The organism is Chitinophagaceae bacterium (assembly GCA_016717285.1).
Classification (GTDB): domain Bacteria; phylum Bacteroidota; class Bacteroidia; order Chitinophagales; family UBA10324; genus JACCZZ01.
The window spans coordinates 2131191-2154106 of sequence record JADKFU010000005.1; the positions used below are offsets into that span (position 1 = coordinate 2131191).

The window sequence follows — 22916 nt, forward strand, 5'->3', positions numbered from 1 at the left end:
ATCTTAAACCTCATTAAAGACTCAATCTTCACCGGATTGAGTTTTTTTATTTTAAGAATTCTCATAAAGAGTATTTTTGACGCTCATGAATCACCTTTTATCGCCCAACAAAGTACTCGCCGGCGCAAAATATATAACAGCGGAAGCAGCAACAATTTCTTCAGCTGACTGCCTTGTGAATATATTGATTGCTCCTTCTCAATTGGTTTACATGGTGGCAGAAATCACTTCTAAAAAAGTAATCATGCTGCAGCCTTATCAATTTTCGCGGATTACTTCTGCCGGCGAATGGCACAAATCCATCGATTCAGTTTTTGGTACCGACCCGTGGCTCAATCGAATAGTTGCCAAAAGAAAAATTGGTGTTTTCTCTTCCTCTTTTACAATCGTTCCGGTTGCTTTCGATAGCGAAAATTTAAGAGGCACCCTGCTGAAAGCAAATTGTGACTTAGCTGAAGACGACATTATTTTTTCTGATGCTAATGCCGGTAAAGAGTTCCGCTTGTTGTATGCACTCTCTCCTGACATCGTTCAGCAAAGCACTATTTATGCCGGCAGCACTATAGAGCACTCATTGACAAGCCTTATCCATTATCTTTTAAAGACATGCGACGAAGCAGAAAATGAAGCATTGTTCGTCTACGTCCAATCCGCCTCTATGCAGGTTATTCTTATCAGGAACAAATCATTGCACTTCTGCAACAGTTTCAGCTATCAGACACCCGAAGATTTTATGTATCACCTTTTGTTTGTGTGTAAGCAACTGAAACTGGATACGGAACTAATATCACTTACTTTAATGGGCGAAGTGATGCCCGAATCCACTTTATATAACTTGCTGGTAAAATACATTCGCAAGATTCAATTCACAAAACCTAATAACGGCTTTCTTTTCAGTGATGACTATCCATTACCGCCTAATTTTTTCTTCAACCTCTTCTGTCTGTAATATATGAGAGTTATCAGCGGAACTCTGGGTGGCAGAAAATTCTATCCTCCCAATAACCTTCCTACGCGACCCACTACCGACTTTGCAAAGACCGGATTATTTAACATCCTGAATAATTACTTCGATTTCACTACAGTCAGCTTTCTCGATCTCTTCAGCGGCACTGGAAGTCTGAGTTATGAATTTGCTTCCAGAGGCGCTCCGCGAATTGTTTCCATCGACCAGGATCGTGGTGCCGTTGCATTTATAAAAAAAATGATAGAAGAATGGAATATCAAAACAATTGACCTGCAAAAAAACGATGTGTTCAAATTTCTATCCTATAACAAAGAACAGTTTGATATCATCTTTGCCGGTCCTCCTTATCCATTGCAAAACATTGATGACCTTCCGGGAAAAGTGCTTGGAAAAAACATCCTGAAGAAAGGTGGCTGGTTCATCCTTGAAACAGATCCCAGGCATAAGTATGCGCATTTTCCTGAATTAATGCAGGTTCGAAACTATGGGCAGACTCATTTTCACATTTTCTCACCTGCGCATGCTATTGGCATTGCTGACAATAATCAAAGTATCAAGGTATAGAATGCGTAATAACAAATTGAATTAGTATTTTCAGCACGCCAAAATTCAACCATGAAAAAAATTGCAGTTTTTCCCGGTTCATTTGATCCGGTTACCATTGGACATATTGATATCATTAATCGCGGTCTTCCCCTTTTTGATAAAATGATTATTGGTATCGGCATTAATTCTCAAAAAAAATATCTGTTTCCACTGGAAAAAAGAATTGCCTGGCTTCAGAAGATCTTTGAATTTGAGCCGAAAATTGTAGTACAAAGCTATGCCGGTCTCACGGTAAGTTTTTGTGAGTTGAACCAGGCGCATTATATTTTGCGTGGCATACGCAGTTCCGGTGATTTTGAGTTTGAACGTGCCGTTTCTCAAACCAACCGCGTACTCAGCCGGAATATTGAAACCATCTTCATTTTAGCGAATCCTTCTCTGGCTTCCGTTTCTTCTTCCATTGTGCGCGATGTTATCGTTAATGGTGGTGACCCGTCTCCTTTCATACCTGAAGAAATTGAAAACCTGGTGCAGACCTGATCTTCGTCCATTGCAGCTGCCTGATTACCTGAAGAATCATTGCTAGTCAGGTAAACTTTTGCGGGTACACCTTCCAAAGCATCATTTTTGATTTCCTGTGGCAAAACCCACTAAAGTTGATTTCCATGCAAGCAGCATACAGCACTCTGTTGATTGGGAACATCATTATGTCAGTCTCATTTATTTCTTTAGACTGATTTACCTACTTTTGCCAACCAAACCATCAGGTCTCGTTCTTGCTTTGAGACTGCTAATTCCAACACAACTATGATTATAGGAATTCTGAAAGAACCAACAGATGAGAAACGTGTTGTTGCCCTTCCCGAAATTGCCGGTCAACTGGTAAAAATGAATTTTGAAGTGCAAATAGAAACCGGAGCAGGCATCTCCGCTTTTGCTTCTGATACCACCTATCAGGAGGTCGGAGCAAAATCAACAAGCCGCGATGAAATTATTTCGAAAGCTGATCTGATATTATGTATCAATCGTCCTTCAGATGTGGAGCTAGGTAAAATGAAAGAAGGGGCAATGCTGCTCGCCGTTTTTCAACCATTGATCAACAAGGATCTGGTATTGCAACTGCTGGAAAAAGGAATTACCTCTTTCAGTATGGACATGGTGCCGCGCACTTCCCGCGCGCAAACAATGGATATACTTTCTTCTCAGGCAACTGTTGCAGGTTACAAAGCTGTGCTTACAGCCGCCATGTATCTGCCTAAATTTTTCCCTATGTTCATGACAGCAGCGGGAAGTATCACTCCTGCTAAAGTGCTGGTATTAGGCGCAGGTGTTGCCGGCCTGCAAGCCATTGCTACATCGCGCAGATTAGGTGCAGTAGTGGAAGCATTCGACACACGCAGCGCTGTTAAGGAAGAAGTAAAAAGTCTGGGTGCAAAGTTTATAGAAGTGGAAGGAGCTGCTGAATCTGCTGCGGCCGGTGGATATGCAGTAGAGCAATCAAAAGAATTCCTGGACAAGCAAAAACAAAAAATATTTGAATCCGCCGCCAAAGCTGATGTAATCATCTGCACTGCACAAATTCCCGGCAGGAAAGCACCGGTGCTGATTCCGAAAAGTACGGTGGATGCAATGAAGTCAGGGGCGGTAATTATAGATCTTGCGGCGTCAACGGGTGGTAACTGCGAGTTATGTAAAAACAATGAAACAGTGAGAAGCGATAATGGAGTTACGATCATCGGCGATTCAAACCTTCCCGCAACCATGCCGTCTGATGCCAGCAAAATGTTTGGCAAAAATGTAATGAATTTCCTGAAACTGATTTTGAAAGACGGTCAAATCAATCTCAACTTTGAAGATGATATTGTTAAAGGAACTTGCATCACACACCAAAAGGAAATTATTAGTACGAGAGTGCAAGAAGCGATGAAGTGAGTAGTTGAGTAGTGAGTATTTATTAGTAAGTGCGTTGATCATTGTTATAAATCAAAAATCTTCATTTAATAAACCAGAGATTTTTATGGAGCAATTACTTGGATTCTTATTTGAAAACCGCGAAATGGTTTTCATCATCATCTTATCCGTCTTTTTAGGTATTGAAATAATATCTCACGTTCCCACTGTTTTGCACACACCGCTAATGTCGGGTGCCAATGCAATTCATGGCGTGGTGATCATTGGTGCTATCATCGTAATGGGCAATGCTGAAGCGGATAATTACCTGGCGCTTATATTGGGCTTTCTCGCTGTGATATTGGGAACATTGAATGTGGTTGGAGGATTCGTGGTAACGGACAGAATGCTGGAAATGTTTAAAAAGAAAAAGTAAACGCCTTCGCGCAAAAAACAGAATTCATGGAAAACATTATTCTTTGGATAACTTACCTTATCGGTTCAATAACATTTATTCTTGGATTGAAAATGCTGGGCAAACCTGAATCAGCCCGTCGCGGCAATCTTGTAGCCGCAGCGGGAATGACGTTGGCCATTTTTGGAACAATCTTTTTATACCATAACGATGAAGGCGCCGGACTTCATAACTACATCTGGATATTTGGCGGCATTATCATCGGTTCAGTTGTTGGAACACTTGCTGCAAAGCGTGTTAAAATGACGGCGATGCCACAAATGGTTTCCTTATTTAATGGAATGGGAGGCGCCTGCGCAGCAATCATCTCTATCGTCGAATATCAACACCATCATTTTGCAGGTGGTGAATGGAATATCGTAGCCGTTACACTTACGGGATTATTGATTGGTGGAGTATCCTTTGCAGGAAGCATGATGGCTTTTGGAAAACTGAATGGAAATATCAAAGACACTATTTTCCCCGGACAATCTTTTGTGAACATGGCATTGTTGGCGGCAACTCTTGGTGTTGGCATCTACCTTACTGCGATTGGTGAACAAAACATGATGATATTGGCCCTGCTTATTGTAATGTGTTTGATTTTCGGAATTCTGTTTGTAATGCCTATTGGCGGTGCTGATATGCCGGTAGTGATTTCATTGCTTAATTCATTTACCGGCGTTGCCGCAGCCTGCACAGGTTTTATTTATGGCAACCAGGTAATGTTAACCGGTGGTATTTTGGTTGGATCGGCGGGCACAATACTCACCATCCTGATGTGCAATGCCATGAACCGTTCTTTATTGAATGTGATCATCGGCAATTTTGGAGGCGCTGCCGCAAAATCAATTGGAGCAGATGGAAAAGAAAGAGGCAACATAAAAGAAATTTCCCTCTCCGATACCGCCGTCTTATTAAGCTATTCAAAAAAGGTACTCATCGTTCCGGGTTATGGTCTTGCGGTGGCACAGGCGCAACATACCGTTCATGAACTTGAAAAATTACTGGAAGAAAAAGGTGTGGAAGTGAAATATGCCATTCATCCGGTTGCAGGCCGCATGCCGGGCCATATGAATGTGTTGCTTGCTGAAGCAGATGTGCCTTACGATAAATTATTAGAGATGGAGGATGCCAATTCCGAATTTAACACAACAGATGTTGTAATTGTGATTGGTGCAAATGATGTTGTAAATCCTGCCGCAAAAAATGATGTATCCTCTCCTATTTATGGAATGCCGATACTGGAAGTTGAAAATGCTGCCAATGTAATTGTGATGAAAAGAAGCATGAATGCAGGATACGCAGGTATTGAAAATGAACTCTTCTATGCACCCAAAACACGCATGTTGTTTGGCGATGCAAAAGCATCATTGCAGAAACTGGTTACTGAAGTAAAAGCAAACTGAGAATTAAGAATTAGGAATTAGGTTGATACAATTACCACTGACCATAGTGTAATGTCTAATGACTCCCGACGTACCAATTCCTATTCACCATGAATAACAAATTACAGAAATCCCTTGGTGAACTGGTTGATGCCGGTGTGATTCCGGCCGAAACCGCACAGCGTATTCAGGCTTATTATCAATCGCGGAAAAGCAGTTCTGCTAACATTATTACAATTGTTTTCAGCATTATAGGAGCAGCGCTGGTTGGACTGGGCATTATTTTAGTGATCGCGCACAACTGGGATCATCTGAGCAGAGGTATTAAAACAACTATTGCCTTTCTTCCTCTTATATCAGGACAGCTTGCATGCGCTTACACATTGCTGAGAAAAAAAGATCAGCCCGCCTGGAGCGAAGGCAGTGCCACTTTTCTTTTCCTTGCAATTGGTGCTTCTATTTCAATGGTGAGCCAGATTTATAATATAGAGGGAACCCTGAGCGGCTTTTTATTTACCTGGATGTTACTTGGTTTACCATTAGTATATGTCATGAAGTCTTCTATGGCATCGTTGTTATATATATCAGGTATCACCTATTATGCAGTTGAAAGCGGATATTTTCAATATTCAGATAATAATTCCTATTGGTATTGGCTATTATTATTGTTGATCATACCGCATATTTTTCTGTTGCTGAAAAATAAACCCGGAAGCAATTTTACAATAATTAACAACTGGATCATTTCAGCGAGCCTGATTATTTCGCTGGGAACAATCGCGAATGATGCAGAACAATTGCTGTTTCCAGCCTATATGAGTTTATTCGCGTTTTTTTATCTGACCGGTGATATTTTCTTCTCGCAGGAAAGAAAGCTTTTTACCAATCCGTATAAATTAATCGGATCCACTGCAACCATATGCCTGATGATGGTATTCAGCTTTCATTGGTTCTGGGACGATCTAAACAACGATGATTGGCAGCATGAAATCTGGCAGACACCGGAATTTATTGCGACCCTGCTATTATCGTTGGCTGCCGGAGTTTTACTATTGCTTTCTTACTTGAAAAAACGGGACGGTGATATTAATCCGGTTGAGTTTACCTTCCTGATTTTTTTGTTCACCTACTTTTTTGTCAGCCCTTCTTCATCTCTTTTCGCTATGATCATCATGAACCTGTTGATTCTTTACTGTGGTATCTATTGGATAAGATCAGGAGCTAAACAGGATCATTTCGGCATACTTAACTATGGCCTGATGATTATTTTAATCCTCACATGCTGCAGGTTTTTTGATGATTATCTGAGTTTTATAATAAGAGGATTTTTGTTTGTAGGCGCAGGTCTGCTTTTTTTCGCTGCCAATTACTCTCAGCTTCGTAAAAGGAAAAATCAATTTAAGACCGACAGCCATGACTAAAATCAATTCCCTGTATTTGTTACTTGCTGTTGCATTAGTCCAATTATATGTTCCTGCAAAGATGGTCGTGGATAATGAAACAATTGTCCGCAATGGAACAGTACATAAATTTAAAACTGCTCCCATTGATCCGTCCGACCCGTTCAGAGGACGTTACATCCTTTTAAATTTTGAAGCGTCGAGCGTAAATGTCATCAACCCGGATGAATGGGACAATAACGAAGAGGTATTTTTACAACTCACACATGATGAATCGGGATTCAGTGAGATTGCAGGTGTATCAAAAACGTTGCCCGATGGGATATCCGATTTTGTAAAAGCTAAGGTTAGTTATGTAACTTATGACTCGATTCCAAAAATTATGATTGACTATCCTTTTGCCAGGTTTTATATGGAAGAATCGAAAGCACCTAAAGCAGAGGAAATTGTTTTTAAAGCAGCAATAGATACAAACAGCATTACCTATGCAATAGTGTATATTAAAAATGGAACTGCTGTAGTTACAGATGTAATGGTTAACAATCACTCGCTGAAAGAACTTGCCACCGGGGCTGATGAAAAATAAACGGCATCAAAAAGCCAACCCAAAACGAATGGCCAGCCTGTTATAGGTGTAACTATTGGTCTGATCGGTACCCCAGATCTCATAAACAATATGTTCTGAGCGTTTTTCCATTTTATATCCAACCTCCATTACAAAGGCACCTTCATTGTGAAAATTCACGCGCATACCTACTCCTCCACCTGCCGTAAAACCTCCACTGTAATATACCTGGCCATTGGCATCATCCTGATCTTTATTAAGTGGAATGCCATAGCCTGCATCAATAAATACAAATGGTGTTGCTTTCCTGTTAAGAATTTCCCATCGTCCATCGGCAAAGAGCTGTCCCATCGGATATTGAATGATATCAATAGCGAGTCCTGCACCTGCCAAAAAATGAGGATTAAATCGATAACCATGAATGGTTTGAATCGTAAATCCAATTGATGTTGTTGCATAATTGCTGCCATAATAATAATCATAGGTATAGTTAGTTCCGGGAAGCACACCGATATCGGTTATGTTGAAATAACCATGTTCTTTTCGCTCGAAAGGAGTATCAACAGTTACAGGCACTTCAGATTTTGGTGGCTTAACTTTGTATTCAATATATTGAAGCTGCTCCATCTTAACTGCGAAAACACTTCCGCCGCTTATTTCAATTTTTACAAGACTATCAAGGAATTGAGCAACAATGTTCCCTCGCAGAATACTCCCATCCTTAAGATAGACAACATCCTGCAAGTCACTCTGAGCTGAAGACCTGGTGATAACGGCCATTAAAACCATTAAGACAAAACCTGTTTTTTTTACCATGTTTATTTTCTTGAATGCAACATTTAATGAAATGAAGGTGTCTTTCTTTAAATCCTTGAAACTTATGACAACAACATACTCCCGATCGTTGCAGGCACTTGCCATTTTAAGTGTTACCATCATGCTTTTTTCAGGATGCCTGAAAGATACATGTACCAATGTCTATTCTTACAAATTGTATAAACCTATCTATATGGGTTTTGACGTATTACGCAGTGCGGTAAAATCCTTACCTGCGGAGGATTTGAAATCCACGGGCAAAATCTATTACAAAGCACCTTATATTTTTATCAGTGAAGTTGACAAAGGCATACACATCATTGATAATACTGACCCTGCATCGCCACAGAATATCAGCTTTATCAATATTCCGGGCTGTATTGATATTGCGGTGAAGGATAACATTTTGTATGCTGACAGTTATATTGATCTTGTGGCTATAGATATCAAAGATCCATTAAATGTGAAAGAGGTATCCCGCACTATGAATGTATTTCCCAACCGAACTTACACAAATGGTTGGTCATTTGATCCGGCGAATGGAGTAATAACCGGATGGACTGAAACAGATACCACAGTAGAACAGAATTGCGGGCAATATTATCCAATAAAGGCTTTCGAAGATGTTTTTGTTGCCAGTACAACTTCGGGCGGAGGCGCAACCAGTAACACTGCAGTTAGCCCGGGCAATGGAATCGCCGGATCAATGGCAAGATTTGCGATTTACGATCAATATCTCTATTGCCTTGATTATGCAGCTATGAAAATGTTCGACATTAGTACTGCAGCGAAACCTGTAAGTGGGTCTACAGTAACGATGCCATGGAATATTGAGACCATCTTTCCCTATGATCATTATCTTTTTATCGGTTCCACCACGGGTGTATCAATTTACGACAATGCCAATCCGTCTTCACCATCATTTGTTTCCCAGCTATCGCATGTAAGCAGTTGTGACCCTGTAGTAGTGCAGGGGAACTATGCTTATGCCACATTACGTGATGGCAATAGCTGTCAGGGATTTTCAAATGAACTGGATGTGATTGATATCAGTAATATTTACAACCCTGTTTTAAAAACAACGGTGCCATTTAATCATCCGTTCGGGCTGGGAATTGATCAAGAGCATCTTTTCATCTGCGATGATGCATCCGGACTAAAAAGCCTTGATGCTACAGATCCACTTGCAATTACGCTTTCAGAAACCATAACAGCCGGTGCAACCCGCGATGTAATTCCGCTGGGTAATTTATTACTCCTTATTTCTACAGACGGATTATATCAGTTTGACTATAGCTCCGGTTCTTTGGTGCAACTCAGTTACCTTCCAATCAGCAAGTAGCATTCATAATAAAAAAATAACCACGAGAGTTAAATACTTTGTGGTTATTTTTTTGTGTTTTGCCTTTAACTATTCCTGTAATATTACTTTAAGAATACAGTTTTCGCCGTTCATCCTTATTGCGGCGAGGTAGATGCCGGGGGTAATTCCTTCGATAGCATTGTCTATGCACCATTCCTGAATTCCAGGAGGAAGTCTGTGATTAAGAACCAGATTCCCCAGAGGATCGAATAATTTCAGATCGTAACCGTCCATTGTTTTTTCTGAAAACATAAAACAGAACTTATCAGTTGCAGGGTTGGGTGAAAGGTGGACACTCACAGTAGAATTTACAGGTGCTATGCCCGTAAAACAGTTCACGAGCACCAGTGACATTTCTGTGGTATCACTCATTGTTCCTGCTTCATTAGTGGCAATCAGTGTTACAGTATAATTTCCTTCTACACCATAAATGTGTGTTGGGTTTTCAACACTGCTTAAAGGTGTGCCATCACCGAAATTCCAGCTATAGGTAGTTGCTCCCGGGAATGTGTTAAAGGAAGTATTAGAGAATGGTAAGGCGACCTTCGCGCACATAGTGTCATTTGGCACACTGAATGAAGCGCTGATCGAAAATTGCGGATCAAGGATGGAGGCGCCGATACAACAATTGCCACCATCGGAAACATGATGCGTTCCACTCCAGCATCCATACTGAGTATAGTGGTAATACAAAGAACCACCGAATTGTGTGAGATAATAGTGCACAACCTGGTCAGGTGTATTGCAGCCACCCTGACTGGTAGCGGAATCACAGGAATAATTACAGATTACATAGTAGTACCCGTTTGAATTGGGCCATGTTACCGGAGGATACAGCAGAATGCTGGTATTGGAAGCCGGCACACCACTGATGCTGGTGGTAGGCAGGGTTGGATTACAATGATCATTGTCGCCATTGAATCCGGCATAAATTACTTCCGTTACATTGCCTGCATAAAGACCACTGATAGTTATTGCACATTTCTCATAGGTCGTAATGCCAATCTTCAGATCAGGAATATCCTGATCAACATCAATATTCAGATATCCTCCATCATAATTCGAATAAATGATGACATTGCCTGACGGGTAACAAAAAGATTGCGCCTCAGCAGTGCTTAGCCAAAAGCATGATAAAGTAGTAATAACACAAAGAGTGTAAAGTGACGGGTAAAACAATTTCATAGTTTTAAATTTATTGAAAGATACTGAAAGCTATGGTATTCATTTAGCAATACAAGCCTTCCGTCTACAGGAACCAGTCATTTACTAACATGCAGGCAACTACCCGTTCCAAACATAAATATTTAAGACGCAATAACAAATCACAGGCAACCTTGCATCGTCACTAAGATTCAAATATGGATGCTACAATAATTACCGGTAAGCCAGGTATTGCGGACTGCAGAAAATATTTATCACCTTGCAACGTCCCAAATGAAACTTCAAACATTTACCTCCATTGATATTTAAGGCATATACTTCGTTAGTTGAACACGCAGGTGAATGGGATCAACTCCTGCCGGCAAATTACCCGTTACTATCCAAACATTTACTCTCATTGGAAAAATCCGGGATGATCGACGTTACTTTCACTTACCTTTTTTTTTATGAACACGAAGGAAAAGAAGCTGTAGCTATTGCTTATTTCCAAAACGTTCATTTTAAAATGAGGCACTATCAGTTTCCACTTATCGGTAATTTCTTAATTCGTCCGATTGAAAAGCTGCTCATGAATAAAGGTTTTCACATTTTGGTTTGTGGAAACCTCTTTCGTGTTGATTTTCCAGGATTCTATGTTCGGCAAGACAGAACAACCGTTCCGGAAATATTCCAATCAATGCAGGAGTTCTTCAAACAAAGCCGGCCCAAACCGCATGCTGTTCTGATGAAAGATTGGCAATCAGAAAATATGAATGATGATCTTGTCAATTACGGTTATCAGCCCTGGCCCGGTGACCTGACGATGAAACTTGATCTGGAACACAAATGGATTACCTTTTCAGACTATGTTACTTCGCTAAAGCATAAATATGCTCAACGTGTAAGAAAAATCCGGAGCAGATGTTCCTCCATTACGAGAAAAGAATTGCAATTGGAAGACATTGAGAAATATGGAAAAGAACTGGAAACACTCTATTGTAACGTTGTAAAAAAACAAGTTATCAGGCTCGTAATAGCCACAGAACGGTATTTTTTTGAAATGAAGAAGGCTTACGGTCCGGCATTCAAAGTGGTCGGATACTTTGAAAATGAACAAATGATTGCCTTCAGTTCACACATCATTTATTCCGAATTATGGGAGCTGCATTATATCGGGATGGACTATTCCAAAAATGAAATACACCAGCTCTATTACAATATAATGTATGATGGTGTTGAAATGGCCATTGATGCTGGTAAAAGGGCTTTAGAACTTGGAAGAACTGCCCGGGAGGCAAAGGCTATGTTGGGTGGCAAGCCTGTTTATTTTAAAAGTTATTTCAGGCTTCGCGGTTGGCTTGTACGCTTATTGGTAAGCAGGTTTTCAGGAGCATTTGACGAAAAGGCAGGAGCATCCTGGAAATTACGTCAACCTTTTAAAACCAGACAGGTAGATTAAAAAGCATCTACTATTACTATAAATAAATATGATAGCAATTAAAATCGGGTAACATTAGTCCCAGAATTCCAATTCAGTCGCAACTCTGTTAAAATTTCCCGCCATAAACAATATCTTATTGATCACATTAAGCGGCTTAAGGTTTCCCAATTCATCATTTCCCCCGTCCCAAACAGGCTGCAGGTGAAAAAAACACCATCCATAAATTGAAGATTCATTATTGAAATCCGTCTTCTTAATCACAGAACCTTCTTCATCAAGCCGAAAATATTCAGGATCCAAATCCGGAGCGCTGGTTGCCTTTTGCCACACCTGTTCTGATAATTTAATCTTCATGTCCATCATAGAAAGCCGCTTTAGTTTTTGAAAAAAATGTATCCTGTAAATTGGTTGTTACTTTTTTGATTCTACAGCTCATCAGTATCAATAATCACTACACCGCAAACGATCTTGTAATCATTTTGGGAATAAATTTGCTGAGCTTGTTGCTGATGATTATTACCACCGAACATTAAGTTCAGTACGAGGGTGATTTGGTAGATGATTCCTGACATGGCGTTTGTTTTTGGTTTTCTTAAACTTGTTAACGCACCAAATTTACCCTACATCCTGTCAAGTTAATTGTGCAATATTAAGGTAATGGTAACATCAATATCCTGGGATGGCCGGTGAGCAATCCTATGATCATCATGGAAATCGCTTCCAGCGAGGATTACATGATCTGCATCATATCCATCCAACTGCCAGAGGCAACAAAATGTTTCACATTTAATGTGTAACCAATTATCACATCCGAGATTCAAATAGTTTCTGGAACCCTTATCTGTAGCGTGTTACAGATAGGCACGATCTGTACATAGGGAGAGCATCTAAGGTAAATAAACCCATCAGAATAACAATTTAATAAAACGAGAATGTAGCTGAAATCCTTATTCAGCAATAGTTTCAGGAATATATTATACTTATTAATGAAGATTAGCTAAAAAATTCAATTATAGTAACATTAGCGGTTTCCATTCGTAAGGTTCTTGTGGATAAATCAGTTTTTTATTACATAATTGGTAGAGCAAACTGTTTTCAAATGATCATTCACACAATCAGAATGTGCCTGCGATATAACCTTTAAGTTGTTTTAATTCCAATTTCAGGACACTAAGGTAGTTTATGAAAACTCACAACGTTCGTACAATTAATGGGTTTGGGTAACATCGCTTTTCTCAACATATTAAACGGGGATAAATAATAAATTACGACTGAAATCCAATACATTTGGGCGTTTCAGACCGAGCTGGCAATGAAAATATTTAAAGAAATGGTTGCATTGGTAACAAAGCAACGACTCATTAACCTTGAGTTAATTGACGAAAGGGCAACCAACGTCAAGGATAATTTATACCTGAAGTTATTCAGAGGAATTGCAGAAAACTCCTATAAAAATGATGACGAGGCCGCAATGGATTTGTATCAGTCGTCGTCCAAGGACAAGAAATACCTGATGTTGAAAAGCCGTTTAAAAGACCGGCTCATCAGTACCCTTTTCTTTCTCAATCACAAACAAATACAGGATTCTCCCTACCAAAAAGCCGTTTACCAATGCAATAAAAACTATTTCTGCGCCAAGATTTTGCTAACCCATGGGGCCAGGACGAGTGCAATTGCAATGGCAAAAAATACCCTTGTTGTTGCCCGACAATTTGATCTCAATGAAATTGTGATGCTTTGCGCCCGCATGCTCCGCCACCATTTTGCCATGATAGGTTTAAAGCATGAGTTCGAGCTATATGATCAGTTGGCAGATCATTCATTAAAGCTTTTAAAATCGGAGAACCGTGCTGAATTGATGTATGAAGCTCTTTTGACACAGGTGGCAAGGAGCAAGGCCTATAAACCGGAATTGGCTGCAACCGCAAAAGAGTATTTCAATCAAAGCAAGGAACTCTCAAAATATCAAGATAGCTTTCACCTGCGCCTCCTTCATTACAGAATCGGATTATTGTACTATCAGGTTATACGAAACTACAAACTCACACTCAATCTCTGCAACCGCTTACAGGATTTTTTGAAGAAATATAATCAATACCGATTGGCGTCCCGCGAAGGCGAGATTGCACTTTTAAAAATGGTTTGCTGTCTTTACCTGAACGATTTCAGAAACGGAAAACTGAATGCTGAAGAAGCCCTGAAGTTTTATACCAAAGGAAGTAACAACTGGTTTGTAGTTTTAGAAAACTATTTTTTACTGGCCATGCATGCTGCAAAATATAAGCAAGCTGCAGAAATCTTTGAGCTGGCGACCGGCCATCAGCGATTTCAATATCTCACTGATGAGAAGGCGGAGGCATGGAAAATATTTGAGGCCTATTTAAATTATGTGCTTCCGGGAATTATAAAAGGAAAGGATTTCAAAATACTGAAATTTATAAATGAAGTCCCCATTTATTCTAAGGATAAAGGAGGTCTTTATCCAGCTATTCTTATTGCGCAATTGTTGTATTTGATTGACCGTGGCGAGGAAGACAACATCGAAAAGCTCATTGAATCGTTGCGCATCTTTTCTTCGCGTTATTTATCAGGTAAGAAATCAGAGCGCACGAAAATATTTATTAAAATGCTTCGACAGCTCGTCAACTGCCATTATGATCCTGAACGCATCAAAATGAAGGCTGCTATTCCTTTGAAAAAGCTCAGCGGAGCGGATGCCCAAATTCAATCTGAAAACGAAACCATGGAAATAGTACCATATGAGGCTATCTGGCAAACTATTTTAGAGCGCCTTCATTCAAAGAAAGGCGGAAGGCGTAGTACGGTTCGAAAAGCCTGAGAAGATAAATTTAACCATCATAAACTACTCCAGAGCGGACTTAGCAACTACTATTTATCTCTGTGCAATAAGTTTTCTGATAATTTCCGTAAGCTGCTTTTATTCGTCTCGTGAACAGATACCTGATCAAGATATGACAATGCCTGTTGATAATGTTTTGCTGTTTCTTTCTGCGCCAATTCACTGATCCCTATCTTCTCGAATAGTTTTAAAACTGCATCAATTTTCTCTGCAGGATTAAAATGTGCCACACTATACCAGTCTTGCAATTCCTGTTTAACTTTTTCATCTGCGCTATTCATCGCTTCAATTAAAAGGAACGTTTTCTTATTTTGAAGAATGTCGCCGCCAGGCTGCTTGCCTGTTTTTTCAGTACTGCCAAAACTATCGAGCCAATCGTCTTTTAGTTGAAAGGAAATGCCAAGCTGCTTTCCAAAATTATAGAGATGTTCTGCATCTTCAGCAGATGCACCACCTACTATGGCACCCATTTTCAAAGAAGCTGCTATTAACGAAGCAGTCTTCAATTCAATCATATTCAGATAATCGGAAACTTTTAGCTCTTGCAGCCTTTCGAAATTCATATCTAACTGCTGACCTTCACAAACTTTGATGGCTGCTTCATTAAACAAATTTAAGAGCGTGGGTAGCTTTTGGGGATTTGTGTGCAACAAATATTTATACGCCGTCACCAGCATGGCATCACCGGATAATATGGCAACAGTATTGCCAAATTTCTCATGCACACTTGGCAATCCCCTGCGCAACGGTGCATTGTCCATGATATCATCATGTATGAGGGTGAAATTGTGGAACAATTCAATTGCGAGCGCCTGTTGCATGGCTTGACTCGCATCGGTTCCAAACATTTCGCATGCATGCAACAGCATAACCGGACGTATGCGCTTGCCGCCAAGACTCATCATATAGCCGAAGGGCTTATAAAGTTCCTCCGGCTCGCCGCTGAAAGATTGCGCAGCCAGCTCGTGGTTAAATAAATCCTGCAATTCATTAATGCTTTTCATTCCTTTCAAGGAGAGTATCATCATCTTTTCAAAAAAACAATTTCAATATCTGTTATAAACCTGATAAATATCAGTTGTCGCTTTCCACCAATAAAAAATCAATCATTCTCTTTGCAAGGTTTGTTTTGAGCAACTTCACATGCACCTTATCGCCCAGTTGCAACTTCTTTCCATAACGTGTTCCCTTAGCGCAGTGCTTCTTCTGATCGTACACAAAAAAATCGCTTTTGATTGAATCCATTCTAACCAGGCCTTCACAATATGAACCTTCGGTCATCACAAAAATGCCCCACTCAGTAACGCCTGAAATAAACCCGTCAAAGACCTCTCCTATTCTTTTGTCCATGAATTCAACCTGCTTTAACTTGACAGACGTTCGTTCCGCATCTGCTGCATTGCGTTCCATTTCAGAGCAGTGATTACATATTTGTTCCATTTGCTGCCCTGAAACTTTTTGACCATTCAACACCTGCTCCAGAATTCTATGCGACATCATATCAGGATACCGTCGAATTGGTGAAGTAAAATGCGTATAGAATTCAAATGCTAATCCGTAATGGCCTATATTTTTTGTCGTATAAATTGCCTTTGCCATCGTTCTGATGGCCAATGTTTCCAGCATATACTGTTCAGGTTTTCCTTTCAGCTTTTCCATCATTTTATTGAAAGAATGAGCGGTATGTTTAGGAGTGCTGAAATTTAATTTATATCCGAAAAGCTGCGCAAACTCAGCAAAGTTTTTCAGTTTTTCATCGTCAGGAAGATCATGAACGCGGTAAACAAACGGAATCTCCTTTCCTTTTCTATTGCCTACAAATTCCGCCACTTTCCTGTTGGCCAGCAACATAAAATCTTCAATCAGCAAGTGTGCATCCTTACGCTCCTTTACAAATACTTCAACCGGATTCGCTGCATCATCCAACCGGAATTTTACCTCGATAGTATCAAAATTAATAGCGCCATTTTTAAATCGCCTTGCACGTAATTGTTTCGCAATAGCATTCAGATTCATGAGCGCACCTAAAAGATCATCTTCCTTTCCTTCCAATATTTCCTGTGCTGCTTCATAGGAAAACCTCCGCTTCGAATGAATCACTGTTTTTCCAAACCATTCACTTTTTACATCTCCCTTATCATCCATCACAAATACAGCAGCAAAACACAGCTTGTCATTTTCAGGCGTGAGAGAACAAATACCATTCGATAATTTTTCAGGCAACATAGGTACACAACGGTCTACGAGATAAACAGAAGTAGTCCGCAACTGCGCTTCATGATCAAGCGCAGATCCTGGTTTTACATAATGTGTAACGTCGGCAATATGAACTCCCACCTCAAATAATCCCTCCTCCAGTTCCCGATAAGAAATTGCATCATCAAAATCTTTGGCATCCTCCGGGTCAATTGTAAAAGTGATTACATCCCTGAAATCCTTTCTGCGTTGAATTTCATCTTCCGGGATTATATCAGGATAATTTTCTGATTCTTTCAGTACATCATCAGGAAATTCGAGCCGGAATCCACTTTCAATCAGGATGGACTGCATTTCCGTTTCATTCTCCCCGACTTTTCCCAGTACTTTGATCACTTCTCCCAATGGATGCGGCGTACCTGCTTCCCAGGATGTCATTTTTACCAACACCTTTTCACCTTTTTTGGCGGCAGCAGATTTATCTTTAGGAATAATGAAATCGACATCAGTATTCTTCAGCTCAGGAATAAAAAACAATCGCTCTCCTATCTGTTCCACAACACCTATAAAAGAATCTCTAGCACGTTCCATTATTTCAACCACCCGACCTTCAGGTTTTTTTCGATTCCGCTTCATCAACGAAACTTTCACTTTGTCGCCATTAAACGCGGTATTCAGGTTGTCGCGGTTTACCCAGATATCCTGCTCGCTGCCTGGTGACACCACGTATCCGTGACCGGCTGATGTTATTTCTATTACGCCTTCCATCAGTTTATCGGAATCAGCGTTTGCAGCAGATGTTGCAGCATGTGCATGCCGAAACTGGCTTCCACGCTGTTGCAAAAAGCCGGACTCCATTAATGACTGAACCGACTTATAGAGGTCATCCTTATGAAAGCGGGTCGAAAATTTTTTTTTCAACTGTTTAAACGATACATATCGTCCTTGTTCCTGTAAAAAATAATTCACCAGCGCATGTTCGGCACGGGCGTGTTTGGATGTGCTTTTGTTTTCTGTTGACATAGTAGTATAAAATACAAAGGTATTGAAAGCGGTTGGATTCATCGGGTTACACAAATGAAAAGGGGCAAGACATTTCCGTTATTTGGTTTTTCCCGCAACGGTGTAAAGTGTTCAAAGTTAAATCCACTTATTTCCTTTACGGCCTTTGCCTTTTGCGAGCGATATTTTTTAAAACATTTTGGTATTGATTTCAGTCCTGTAAACAGAAAATAAACCCTGGCGATCTGTCTTTTCATTTTGCTAATGGTTAATGTAGCCTGAACCGTTATTTTTATAGTATACCATCCCCAAATGATACAGCAGTTCATAGCATCAGAATTGCCAAACGATGAACAAGTGCTTGATTCCGGGTATTTTTTTTGTAACATAGTACCATCAAAATTTCGCAACCATGAAAGAACTTAATCCAAACTGGCTAACGGAAGGTTGGGTGGATTTTGAATACAAGAAATACATCCTGATGGCTTATTTACAGCAGGTAAGCTTTGAATTTGTTGAGAAAAAACTCTATCCGTTGCTGTCTGATCTTGTGATGCATTACAACAATCTGCACACCATTAAAAAAAACAAAACCTATGTATCCAATTTTTTCCCCAAACAAGTCAGTAAGTTGGATCTGGAAAATTTCAGGATAGCATTTGAACGGCTGATGGCAGATGAAGAATATATGGAAGAAGTGGAAGCAATCATAGATTTTTCAATACCACTCATGCAGCGACATTTGGAGGAAGGCAAGGAAATTTACCAACAAGTGGAAGATAACCTCAGAATATTCCCGGTAGGTATTGTTTCCTTAAATCCGGAAGCAGGCTATATGATGCTTTCAAAAAACAGAACATCAGATACTGGTGTTTACAGTTATCTCATCACCATATTTGAAAATGCAAATGAAAAATTCAGAGGTATTAAGACTGAATTTATTGGGAATTACTCGCGTAGCTTTTCAAATACCTTTGAAGAAATAAAATTTCAACTGATCAAAGAATTCAAACACTTGCCAAATCCAGCCGTATATGTTGTAGAATCAAAAGCTGACTACCCGCTCCAGGAGACCTTACTGCCGGTTGCAAAACGATCGCTCGTAAGATATCTGTATCAGGCAAAGCTTTAGCCCTGCACAACATCCGTTTATCTTTCAAAAAAAATAAACAATCAATTATTGTCCTTGCGCTGAAGTATCAGGTGTAGCGGCAGGTGCAGGAGGAAGATTTGGAACCGCGGCTCCGCTGCCGAGATCAATATTTTCCAATTCTGATTTAGGGCCTGTTGGCGTTGATGAAGGAGTTCCAACAAAAAAAAGGGTTGATAAACTAAGCAATCCGACCGCAACTATCAGGGTCCACGTTGCCCGTTCCAGGAAATCTGTGGTTCGTTTTACACCCAGAATCTGATTGGAAATGCCCCCGAATGATGAACTTAGCCCGCCGCCTTTAGGATTTTGAATCAAAACAACCAACATCAACATGATGCAGGCAATGATGATCAATACGATGATGAAGGAATACATGGTTATTTTTTGCTTTTTAACTCTTTAATTCGAGCGGCAAAGAAAAGGCTTTTTTCGGGAAATTTCAAACTAAGGCGGGCATACATGCGAATGGCCTTGTCAATAAGGCCTTGCGACTCATATATGGATGCCAGAGTTTCAGTAACTATTTCATCATTCATTTCAATACTTTTCCTGGCCAACTCCGCGGGGGAAACTATCAACGCTGTCTTTTCAAGCGGTTCATGACGAATAGTTGAAACGATACGATCAATGGTATTGAGTTCATCCAGCATCACCGTTCCTGTGGGTCCGATATCCTCCACTGATTTTATTTCTTCGGATAAAAGATCCGTTTTCGGTTCCACTTTCTTTTCAACCTGATTGGTCGATCCTGCCTGCTTCTCCGGTTTAAAGAATTGCAACCAATCGAGAAAAGAATGAGACTTACCAGGAAGGAATTCGCCGGGTGATGGAACATGTTCGCTGAAACGTAACTCAGAAGTTTCTTCTTTTAAATGCTTTTCGCTCATCACCGTCACCTCAGGAGTTGTACTATCAGGAATGCTTTCCATTTGCAGGATGGATTCCAACTCCGGATTTAATTCAATTGCTTCGGGCTCATCTGATTCCTCCTCAATATACATTGGCGAAAATTCAGCGCCTCCGCCTGCCCTGCTGTTGATCAGGTCTAATTCATTTCGTCTGTTTACTTCTTCCTGCTCTATCACCAGCAGTTCCATTTCCTTCCATCCTTCCAATTCATGATCGCCGGCTATTTCTTCACTGCCGGAACCTTCAGGCTCAATTTGCAAATTGATTTCTGCTTCTGAAATATTTCCCAGCTCATACACTTTCAGATCCTGGTCGAGATCGCGTAAAATAAATTCTTCTTCAATCAATGATATGGATTCCACTTCAGGATCCGGCTCCTCTACAAAAGCAATTTCGTCTTCCTCTTCATTGAGTGGTTCATGAAGTGGCGCAAATTCACCATCGCCGGCAGTCTCATTTAATATCAAAAATTCCTGATTGCGTTCCTTTGCTACCTGTTCCTCCATTTCATGCTCCAGTTCCTTTATCACTTTAAGTTCTGAATCATCAATTCCCGGATCGATGGTTGCTGACCCGGCGGAATCAATTTTTGTAGAAGAAAATTCCGAACCGGCACTTTTCAAATCTTCTAAAATAAGTTGCGAATAAAGATCACTGCTATTTTCCTTTGCGATCTTCTCTCCTTCATGGGTTCCCAGAATCTGCTGCTTCCGATCATGAATGGACCGAAGCAAATCATCCAGTTCATTATTGTCTGAAACGGTACTTACAAAAGGAATCTTCTTTTCATTGTTCAGATCATCACGGACTAAAACAGGCAGTGCTACCGTTGACGATGGATGCAAAAAACCATACAATTTTACTCTGTCAATGACATGTGCTGCGGCAAGATTCAGTTTTATTTCGAACCCGGGATCACGCTGCAAGAATGATTTTCGCGTCAGCAACAACCAGCCCGTTTGAAAATACGGATAGTCACGTACCAGTTGTTCTATTGCAGTGTAATCAGCATTCTGCAAAGCTTCCTCTTTTAATAGTAAGCGCTGAATTTGATTTACATCCATGTCACCAATTTACTACTGCTTTATTAAAAATGTCATCCACCAATTGTTCATTGATATCTTTTATGAGATCATCCTGTACAATTGCCAGATCCTTATTGCTGTCATAATCCGCATAACGTGAGAAGGAGCTTGTCCATGATTGCTTCTCATCCTGATGATTGAAATACTCCACACTAACAGTTATGGTTAACCGGTTCACCGCTGCAATTTCATTGGCCTGGGGAGCCACCGGCAACACCTGATAAGACATTATCACAGCCTGGAATTCAAGGTCACCATCACTTTCCACCTGCTTCAGATTCGTGCTCGTAATAAATTTAAACCGCAATGCTTCCGTCATCGAATTAGCAAGGGAAGCCACAACAATTTGTGCCTGATTAGCAAATGGATGAACGGTATAGGTTTTTACATTGGGATCAATAGAGGCTCCTGTAAAAGAATAGATGCCGCAACCTGAACAGGCGAGCAGGAAAATACAAGGCAGTAAGTAATTCAATTTTTTAAACAAGAGGATGATCGTATTATCTGTTTGTTGCTGAAATGAAAACGTGTTACTCTGCAATTTTGTATTCCTTGATTTTCCTGTACAATGTTCTTTCGCTGATTCCGAGGTCGCGAGCCGCATCTCTGCGTTTTTGACGGTGCTTTTTCAGCGCCCGCTGAATCATTTCTTTTTCCTTCTCCATCAGCGACAATGATTCTTCCACCTCAATTGGTTTCTCATGGATGGCATCTATCACGATAGCTTTATCAGAATGTGGTTTGGCATCAGCAAACATTTCAGCATTCTTTAAAGCAACATCATCATGGTGATGTTGGTCGGCCGGCATAAGTCCGTACACTACTTTCTTCAGGTCGTTGATATCATTGCGCATATCAAACAACACTTTGTAAAGAAGTTCACGTTCTGAGAAGTCAGCATTATGGCTTCCAGAAGATGCAAGCATTGGCAAATTACTTTGGGGTGCATTAGGAATAAAAGCATGCAATTCGTGGGCAGTTACAAATTTCTCTTTCGAAAGTACAGAAACCTGTTCCGCCATATTTTTCAATTCGCGAACATTTCCCGGCCAGGAATAATTAGTCAATAAATTCTTTGCCTGCTCATCTAATTGAATGGGTGAACGTTTGTATTTTTCTGCAAAGTCAATACAAAACTTACGAAAGAGCACTGGGATATCTTCTTTTCGTTCTCTCAATGGTGAAACCGTAATGGGAACTGTGTTGAGCCGATAATACAAATCCTCACGAAAGCGACCCATGTGCACACGCTCCAACAAGTTTACATTGGTAGCCGCAATTACACGGACATCCGTTTTTTGAACTTTTGAAGAACCTACTCTGATGAACTCCTGCGATTCAAGGACGCGTAATAAACGGGCTTGAGTGCCGAGGGGCAATTCTCCGATTTCATCGAGAAAAATGGTACCACCATTCACCGTTTCAAAATAACCCTTTCTTCCTTCGTGCGCACCTGTGAATGATCCTTTCTCGTGTCCAAATAATTCAGAGTCGATAGTGCCTTCGGGAATGGCACCACAATTCACCGCTATAAAGGGATTGTGTTTTCGCGGACTGAGTTGATGAATGATCTGTGAGAAAACTTCCTTACCAACTCCACTTTCACCTGTAATTAAGGTACTGAGATCCGTTGGCGCCACCAAAATCGCAACACTCAAGGCCTGGTTAAGTCCAGGAGAATTGCCGATGATTGCGAAGCGCTGTTTGATTGATTGTATTTCCACTGGATTTATTGATG

General features: G+C 40.4%; 22 protein-coding genes. 12 read left to right on the forward strand and 10 right to left on the reverse strand.

Features of this window, described 5'->3' with window-relative positions; all coding sequences use genetic code 11:
• Positions 1-85: 85 nt before the first annotated feature.
• The 8 genes from IPO83_18395 to IPO83_18430 all read left to right on the forward strand — a co-directional run bounded on the left by IPO83_18395 (position 86) and on the right by IPO83_18430 (position 7231).
• A complete protein-coding gene (locus tag IPO83_18395) occupies positions 86-949 on the forward strand; it encodes a DUF3822 family protein (protein MBK9733226.1) in 864 nt (287 codons plus the stop codon).
• A gap of 3 nt (positions 950-952) precedes the next feature.
• Positions 953-1531, forward strand: coding sequence for an RsmD family RNA methyltransferase (locus IPO83_18400; GenBank protein ID MBK9733227.1), 579 nt, complete (start codon positions 953-955; stop codon positions 1529-1531).
• 51 nt (positions 1532-1582) lie between these two features.
• On the forward strand, positions 1583-2053 hold the full coding sequence (gene coaD / locus IPO83_18405) for a pantetheine-phosphate adenylyltransferase (GenBank protein MBK9733228.1): 471 nt from the start codon (positions 1583-1585) through the stop codon (positions 2051-2053).
• 267 nt (positions 2054-2320) lie between these two features.
• Positions 2321-3445, forward strand: coding sequence for a Re/Si-specific NAD(P)(+) transhydrogenase subunit alpha (locus IPO83_18410; protein ID MBK9733229.1), 1125 nt, complete (start codon positions 2321-2323; stop codon positions 3443-3445).
• An 85-nt stretch (positions 3446-3530) separates the two neighbouring features.
• Positions 3531-3839, forward strand: a complete 309-nt coding sequence (locus IPO83_18415) for an NAD(P) transhydrogenase subunit alpha (GenBank protein ID MBK9733230.1) — start codon at positions 3531-3533, stop codon at positions 3837-3839.
• A 26-nt stretch (positions 3840-3865) separates the two neighbouring features.
• On the forward strand, positions 3866-5266 hold the full coding sequence (locus tag IPO83_18420; protein ID MBK9733231.1) for an NAD(P)(+) transhydrogenase (Re/Si-specific) subunit beta: 1401 nt from the start codon (positions 3866-3868) through the stop codon (positions 5264-5266).
• A gap of 89 nt (positions 5267-5355) precedes the next feature.
• Entirely contained in the window at positions 5356-6666 is a 1311-nt protein-coding gene (locus IPO83_18425) for a DUF2157 domain-containing protein (protein ID MBK9733232.1), read from the forward strand.
• Positions 6659-7231, forward strand: a complete 573-nt coding sequence (locus IPO83_18430; protein MBK9733233.1) for a GDYXXLXY domain-containing protein — start codon at positions 6659-6661, stop codon at positions 7229-7231. The genes IPO83_18425 and IPO83_18430 overlap by 8 nt, the downstream gene beginning before the upstream one ends.
• A gap of 6 nt (positions 7232-7237) precedes the next feature.
• Here IPO83_18430 and IPO83_18435 read toward each other — a convergent pair whose 3' ends face one another.
• Entirely contained in the window at positions 7238-8026 is a 789-nt protein-coding gene (locus tag IPO83_18435) for a hypothetical protein (GenBank protein ID MBK9733234.1), read from the reverse strand.
• A gap of 64 nt (positions 8027-8090) precedes the next feature.
• Here IPO83_18435 and IPO83_18440 point away from each other — a divergent pair, with 64 nt between their 5' ends.
• On the forward strand, positions 8091-9368 hold the full coding sequence (locus tag IPO83_18440) for a hypothetical protein (GenBank protein MBK9733235.1): 1278 nt from the start codon (positions 8091-8093) through the stop codon (positions 9366-9368).
• A gap of 69 nt (positions 9369-9437) precedes the next feature.
• Here IPO83_18440 and IPO83_18445 read toward each other — a convergent pair whose 3' ends face one another.
• Positions 9438-10574, reverse strand: a complete 1137-nt coding sequence (locus tag IPO83_18445) for a PKD domain-containing protein (GenBank protein MBK9733236.1) — start codon at positions 10572-10574, stop codon at positions 9438-9440.
• A gap of 391 nt (positions 10575-10965) precedes the next feature.
• On the opposite strand from IPO83_18445, the gene IPO83_18450 reads away from it, so the two are divergent.
• Positions 10966-11991: a hypothetical protein gene (locus IPO83_18450; GenBank protein ID MBK9733237.1), complete on the forward strand. Its 1026-nt coding sequence runs from the start codon at positions 10966-10968 to the stop codon at positions 11989-11991.
• Between the two features lie 54 nt (positions 11992-12045).
• Here IPO83_18450 and IPO83_18455 read toward each other — a convergent pair whose 3' ends face one another.
• Both IPO83_18455 and IPO83_18460 read right to left on the reverse strand, forming a co-directional pair.
• Positions 12046-12336 (reverse strand): hypothetical protein, encoded by a 291-nt coding sequence (locus IPO83_18455; GenBank protein MBK9733238.1) that lies wholly within the window; start codon positions 12334-12336, stop codon positions 12046-12048.
• A 62-nt stretch (positions 12337-12398) separates the two neighbouring features.
• Positions 12399-12545, reverse strand: coding sequence for a hypothetical protein (locus tag IPO83_18460; GenBank protein ID MBK9733239.1), 147 nt, complete (start codon positions 12543-12545; stop codon positions 12399-12401).
• A gap of 740 nt (positions 12546-13285) precedes the next feature.
• On the opposite strand from IPO83_18460, the gene IPO83_18465 reads away from it, so the two are divergent.
• A complete protein-coding gene (locus IPO83_18465; protein ID MBK9733240.1) occupies positions 13286-14812 on the forward strand; it encodes a hypothetical protein in 1527 nt (508 codons plus the stop codon).
• A 50-nt stretch (positions 14813-14862) separates the two neighbouring features.
• Here the strand turns inward: IPO83_18465 and IPO83_18470 are convergent, their stop codons facing one another.
• Both IPO83_18470 and rnr read right to left on the reverse strand, forming a co-directional pair.
• Positions 14863-15837 carry a polyprenyl synthetase family protein gene (locus IPO83_18470; protein ID MBK9733241.1) on the reverse strand — a complete coding sequence of 325 codons (975 nt, stop codon included), beginning with the start codon at positions 15835-15837 and terminating at the stop codon, positions 14863-14865.
• 70 nt (positions 15838-15907) lie between these two features.
• Positions 15908-18094 (reverse strand): ribonuclease R, encoded by a 2187-nt coding sequence (gene rnr, locus IPO83_18475; GenBank protein ID MBK9733242.1) that lies wholly within the window; start codon positions 18092-18094, stop codon positions 15908-15910.
• 349 nt (positions 18095-18443) lie between these two features.
• Between rnr and IPO83_18480 the strand changes: the two genes are divergently transcribed.
• A complete protein-coding gene (locus IPO83_18480) occupies positions 18444-19163 on the forward strand; it encodes a hypothetical protein (GenBank protein ID MBK9733243.1) in 720 nt (239 codons plus the stop codon).
• Positions 19164-19208: 45 nt separating this feature from the next.
• Here the strand turns inward: IPO83_18480 and secG are convergent, their stop codons facing one another.
• From secG to IPO83_18500, 4 genes are read right to left on the reverse strand one after another with little or no spacing between them, the layout of a single operon-like run.
• Positions 19209-19559: a preprotein translocase subunit SecG gene (gene secG, locus IPO83_18485; GenBank protein ID MBK9733244.1), complete on the reverse strand. Its 351-nt coding sequence runs from the start codon at positions 19557-19559 to the stop codon at positions 19209-19211.
• Positions 19560-19561: 2 nt separating this feature from the next.
• Entirely contained in the window at positions 19562-21157 is a 1596-nt protein-coding gene (locus IPO83_18490; protein MBK9733245.1) for a hypothetical protein, read from the reverse strand.
• Between the two features lies 1 nt (position 21158).
• Positions 21159-21719 (reverse strand): LptE family protein, encoded by a 561-nt coding sequence (locus IPO83_18495; protein MBK9733246.1) that lies wholly within the window; start codon positions 21717-21719, stop codon positions 21159-21161.
• Positions 21709-22902 carry a sigma-54-dependent Fis family transcriptional regulator gene (locus IPO83_18500; GenBank protein MBK9733247.1) on the reverse strand — a complete coding sequence of 398 codons (1194 nt, stop codon included), beginning with the start codon at positions 22900-22902 and terminating at the stop codon, positions 21709-21711. Before IPO83_18500 ends, IPO83_18495 begins: the two co-directional genes overlap by 11 nt.
• Positions 22903-22916: the final 14 nt, after the last annotated feature.

Excerpts from the sequence above, each read along its gene's own strand:
- IPO83_18490 (MBK9733245.1), bottom strand. The coding sequence starts at position 21,157 with ATGGATGTAAATCAAATTCAGCGCTTACTATTAAAAGAGGAAGCTTTG.
- IPO83_18425 (MBK9733232.1), top strand. The coding sequence starts at position 5,356 with ATGAATAACAAATTACAGAAATCCCTTGGTGAACTGGTTGATGCCGGT.
- IPO83_18450 (MBK9733237.1), top strand. The coding sequence starts at position 10,966 with ATGATCGACGTTACTTTCACTTACCTTTTTTTTTATGAACACGAAGGA.
- IPO83_18480 (MBK9733243.1), top strand. The coding sequence starts at position 18,444 with ATGAAAGAACTTAATCCAAACTGGCTAACGGAAGGTTGGGTGGATTTT.
- IPO83_18420 (MBK9733231.1), top strand. The coding sequence starts at position 3,866 with ATGGAAAACATTATTCTTTGGATAACTTACCTTATCGGTTCAATAACA.
- IPO83_18395 (MBK9733226.1), top strand. The coding sequence starts at position 86 with ATGAATCACCTTTTATCGCCCAACAAAGTACTCGCCGGCGCAAAATAT.
- rnr (MBK9733242.1), bottom strand. The coding sequence starts at position 18,094 with ATGAATCCAACCGCTTTCAATACCTTTGTATTTTATACTACTATGTCA.
- IPO83_18435 (MBK9733234.1), bottom strand. The coding sequence starts at position 8,026 with ATGGTAAAAAAAACAGGTTTTGTCTTAATGGTTTTAATGGCCGTTATC.
- IPO83_18445 (MBK9733236.1), bottom strand. The coding sequence starts at position 10,574 with ATGAAATTGTTTTACCCGTCACTTTACACTCTTTGTGTTATTACTACT.
- IPO83_18470 (MBK9733241.1), bottom strand. The coding sequence starts at position 15,837 with ATGAAAAGCATTAATGAATTGCAGGATTTATTTAACCACGAGCTGGCT.
- IPO83_18400 (MBK9733227.1), top strand. The coding sequence starts at position 953 with ATGAGAGTTATCAGCGGAACTCTGGGTGGCAGAAAATTCTATCCTCCC.
- IPO83_18440 (MBK9733235.1), top strand. The coding sequence starts at position 8,091 with ATGACAACAACATACTCCCGATCGTTGCAGGCACTTGCCATTTTAAGT.
- IPO83_18465 (MBK9733240.1), top strand. The coding sequence starts at position 13,286 with ATGAAAATATTTAAAGAAATGGTTGCATTGGTAACAAAGCAACGACTC.
- IPO83_18460 (MBK9733239.1), bottom strand. The coding sequence starts at position 12,545 with ATGTCAGGAATCATCTACCAAATCACCCTCGTACTGAACTTAATGTTC.
- coaD (MBK9733228.1), top strand. The coding sequence starts at position 1,583 with ATGAAAAAAATTGCAGTTTTTCCCGGTTCATTTGATCCGGTTACCATT.
- IPO83_18410 (MBK9733229.1), top strand. The coding sequence starts at position 2,321 with ATGATTATAGGAATTCTGAAAGAACCAACAGATGAGAAACGTGTTGTT.
- secG (MBK9733244.1), bottom strand. The coding sequence starts at position 19,559 with ATGTATTCCTTCATCATCGTATTGATCATCATTGCCTGCATCATGTTG.
- IPO83_18455 (MBK9733238.1), bottom strand. The coding sequence starts at position 12,336 with ATGATGGACATGAAGATTAAATTATCAGAACAGGTGTGGCAAAAGGCA.
- IPO83_18430 (MBK9733233.1), top strand. The coding sequence starts at position 6,659 with ATGACTAAAATCAATTCCCTGTATTTGTTACTTGCTGTTGCATTAGTC.
- IPO83_18415 (MBK9733230.1), top strand. The coding sequence starts at position 3,531 with ATGGAGCAATTACTTGGATTCTTATTTGAAAACCGCGAAATGGTTTTC.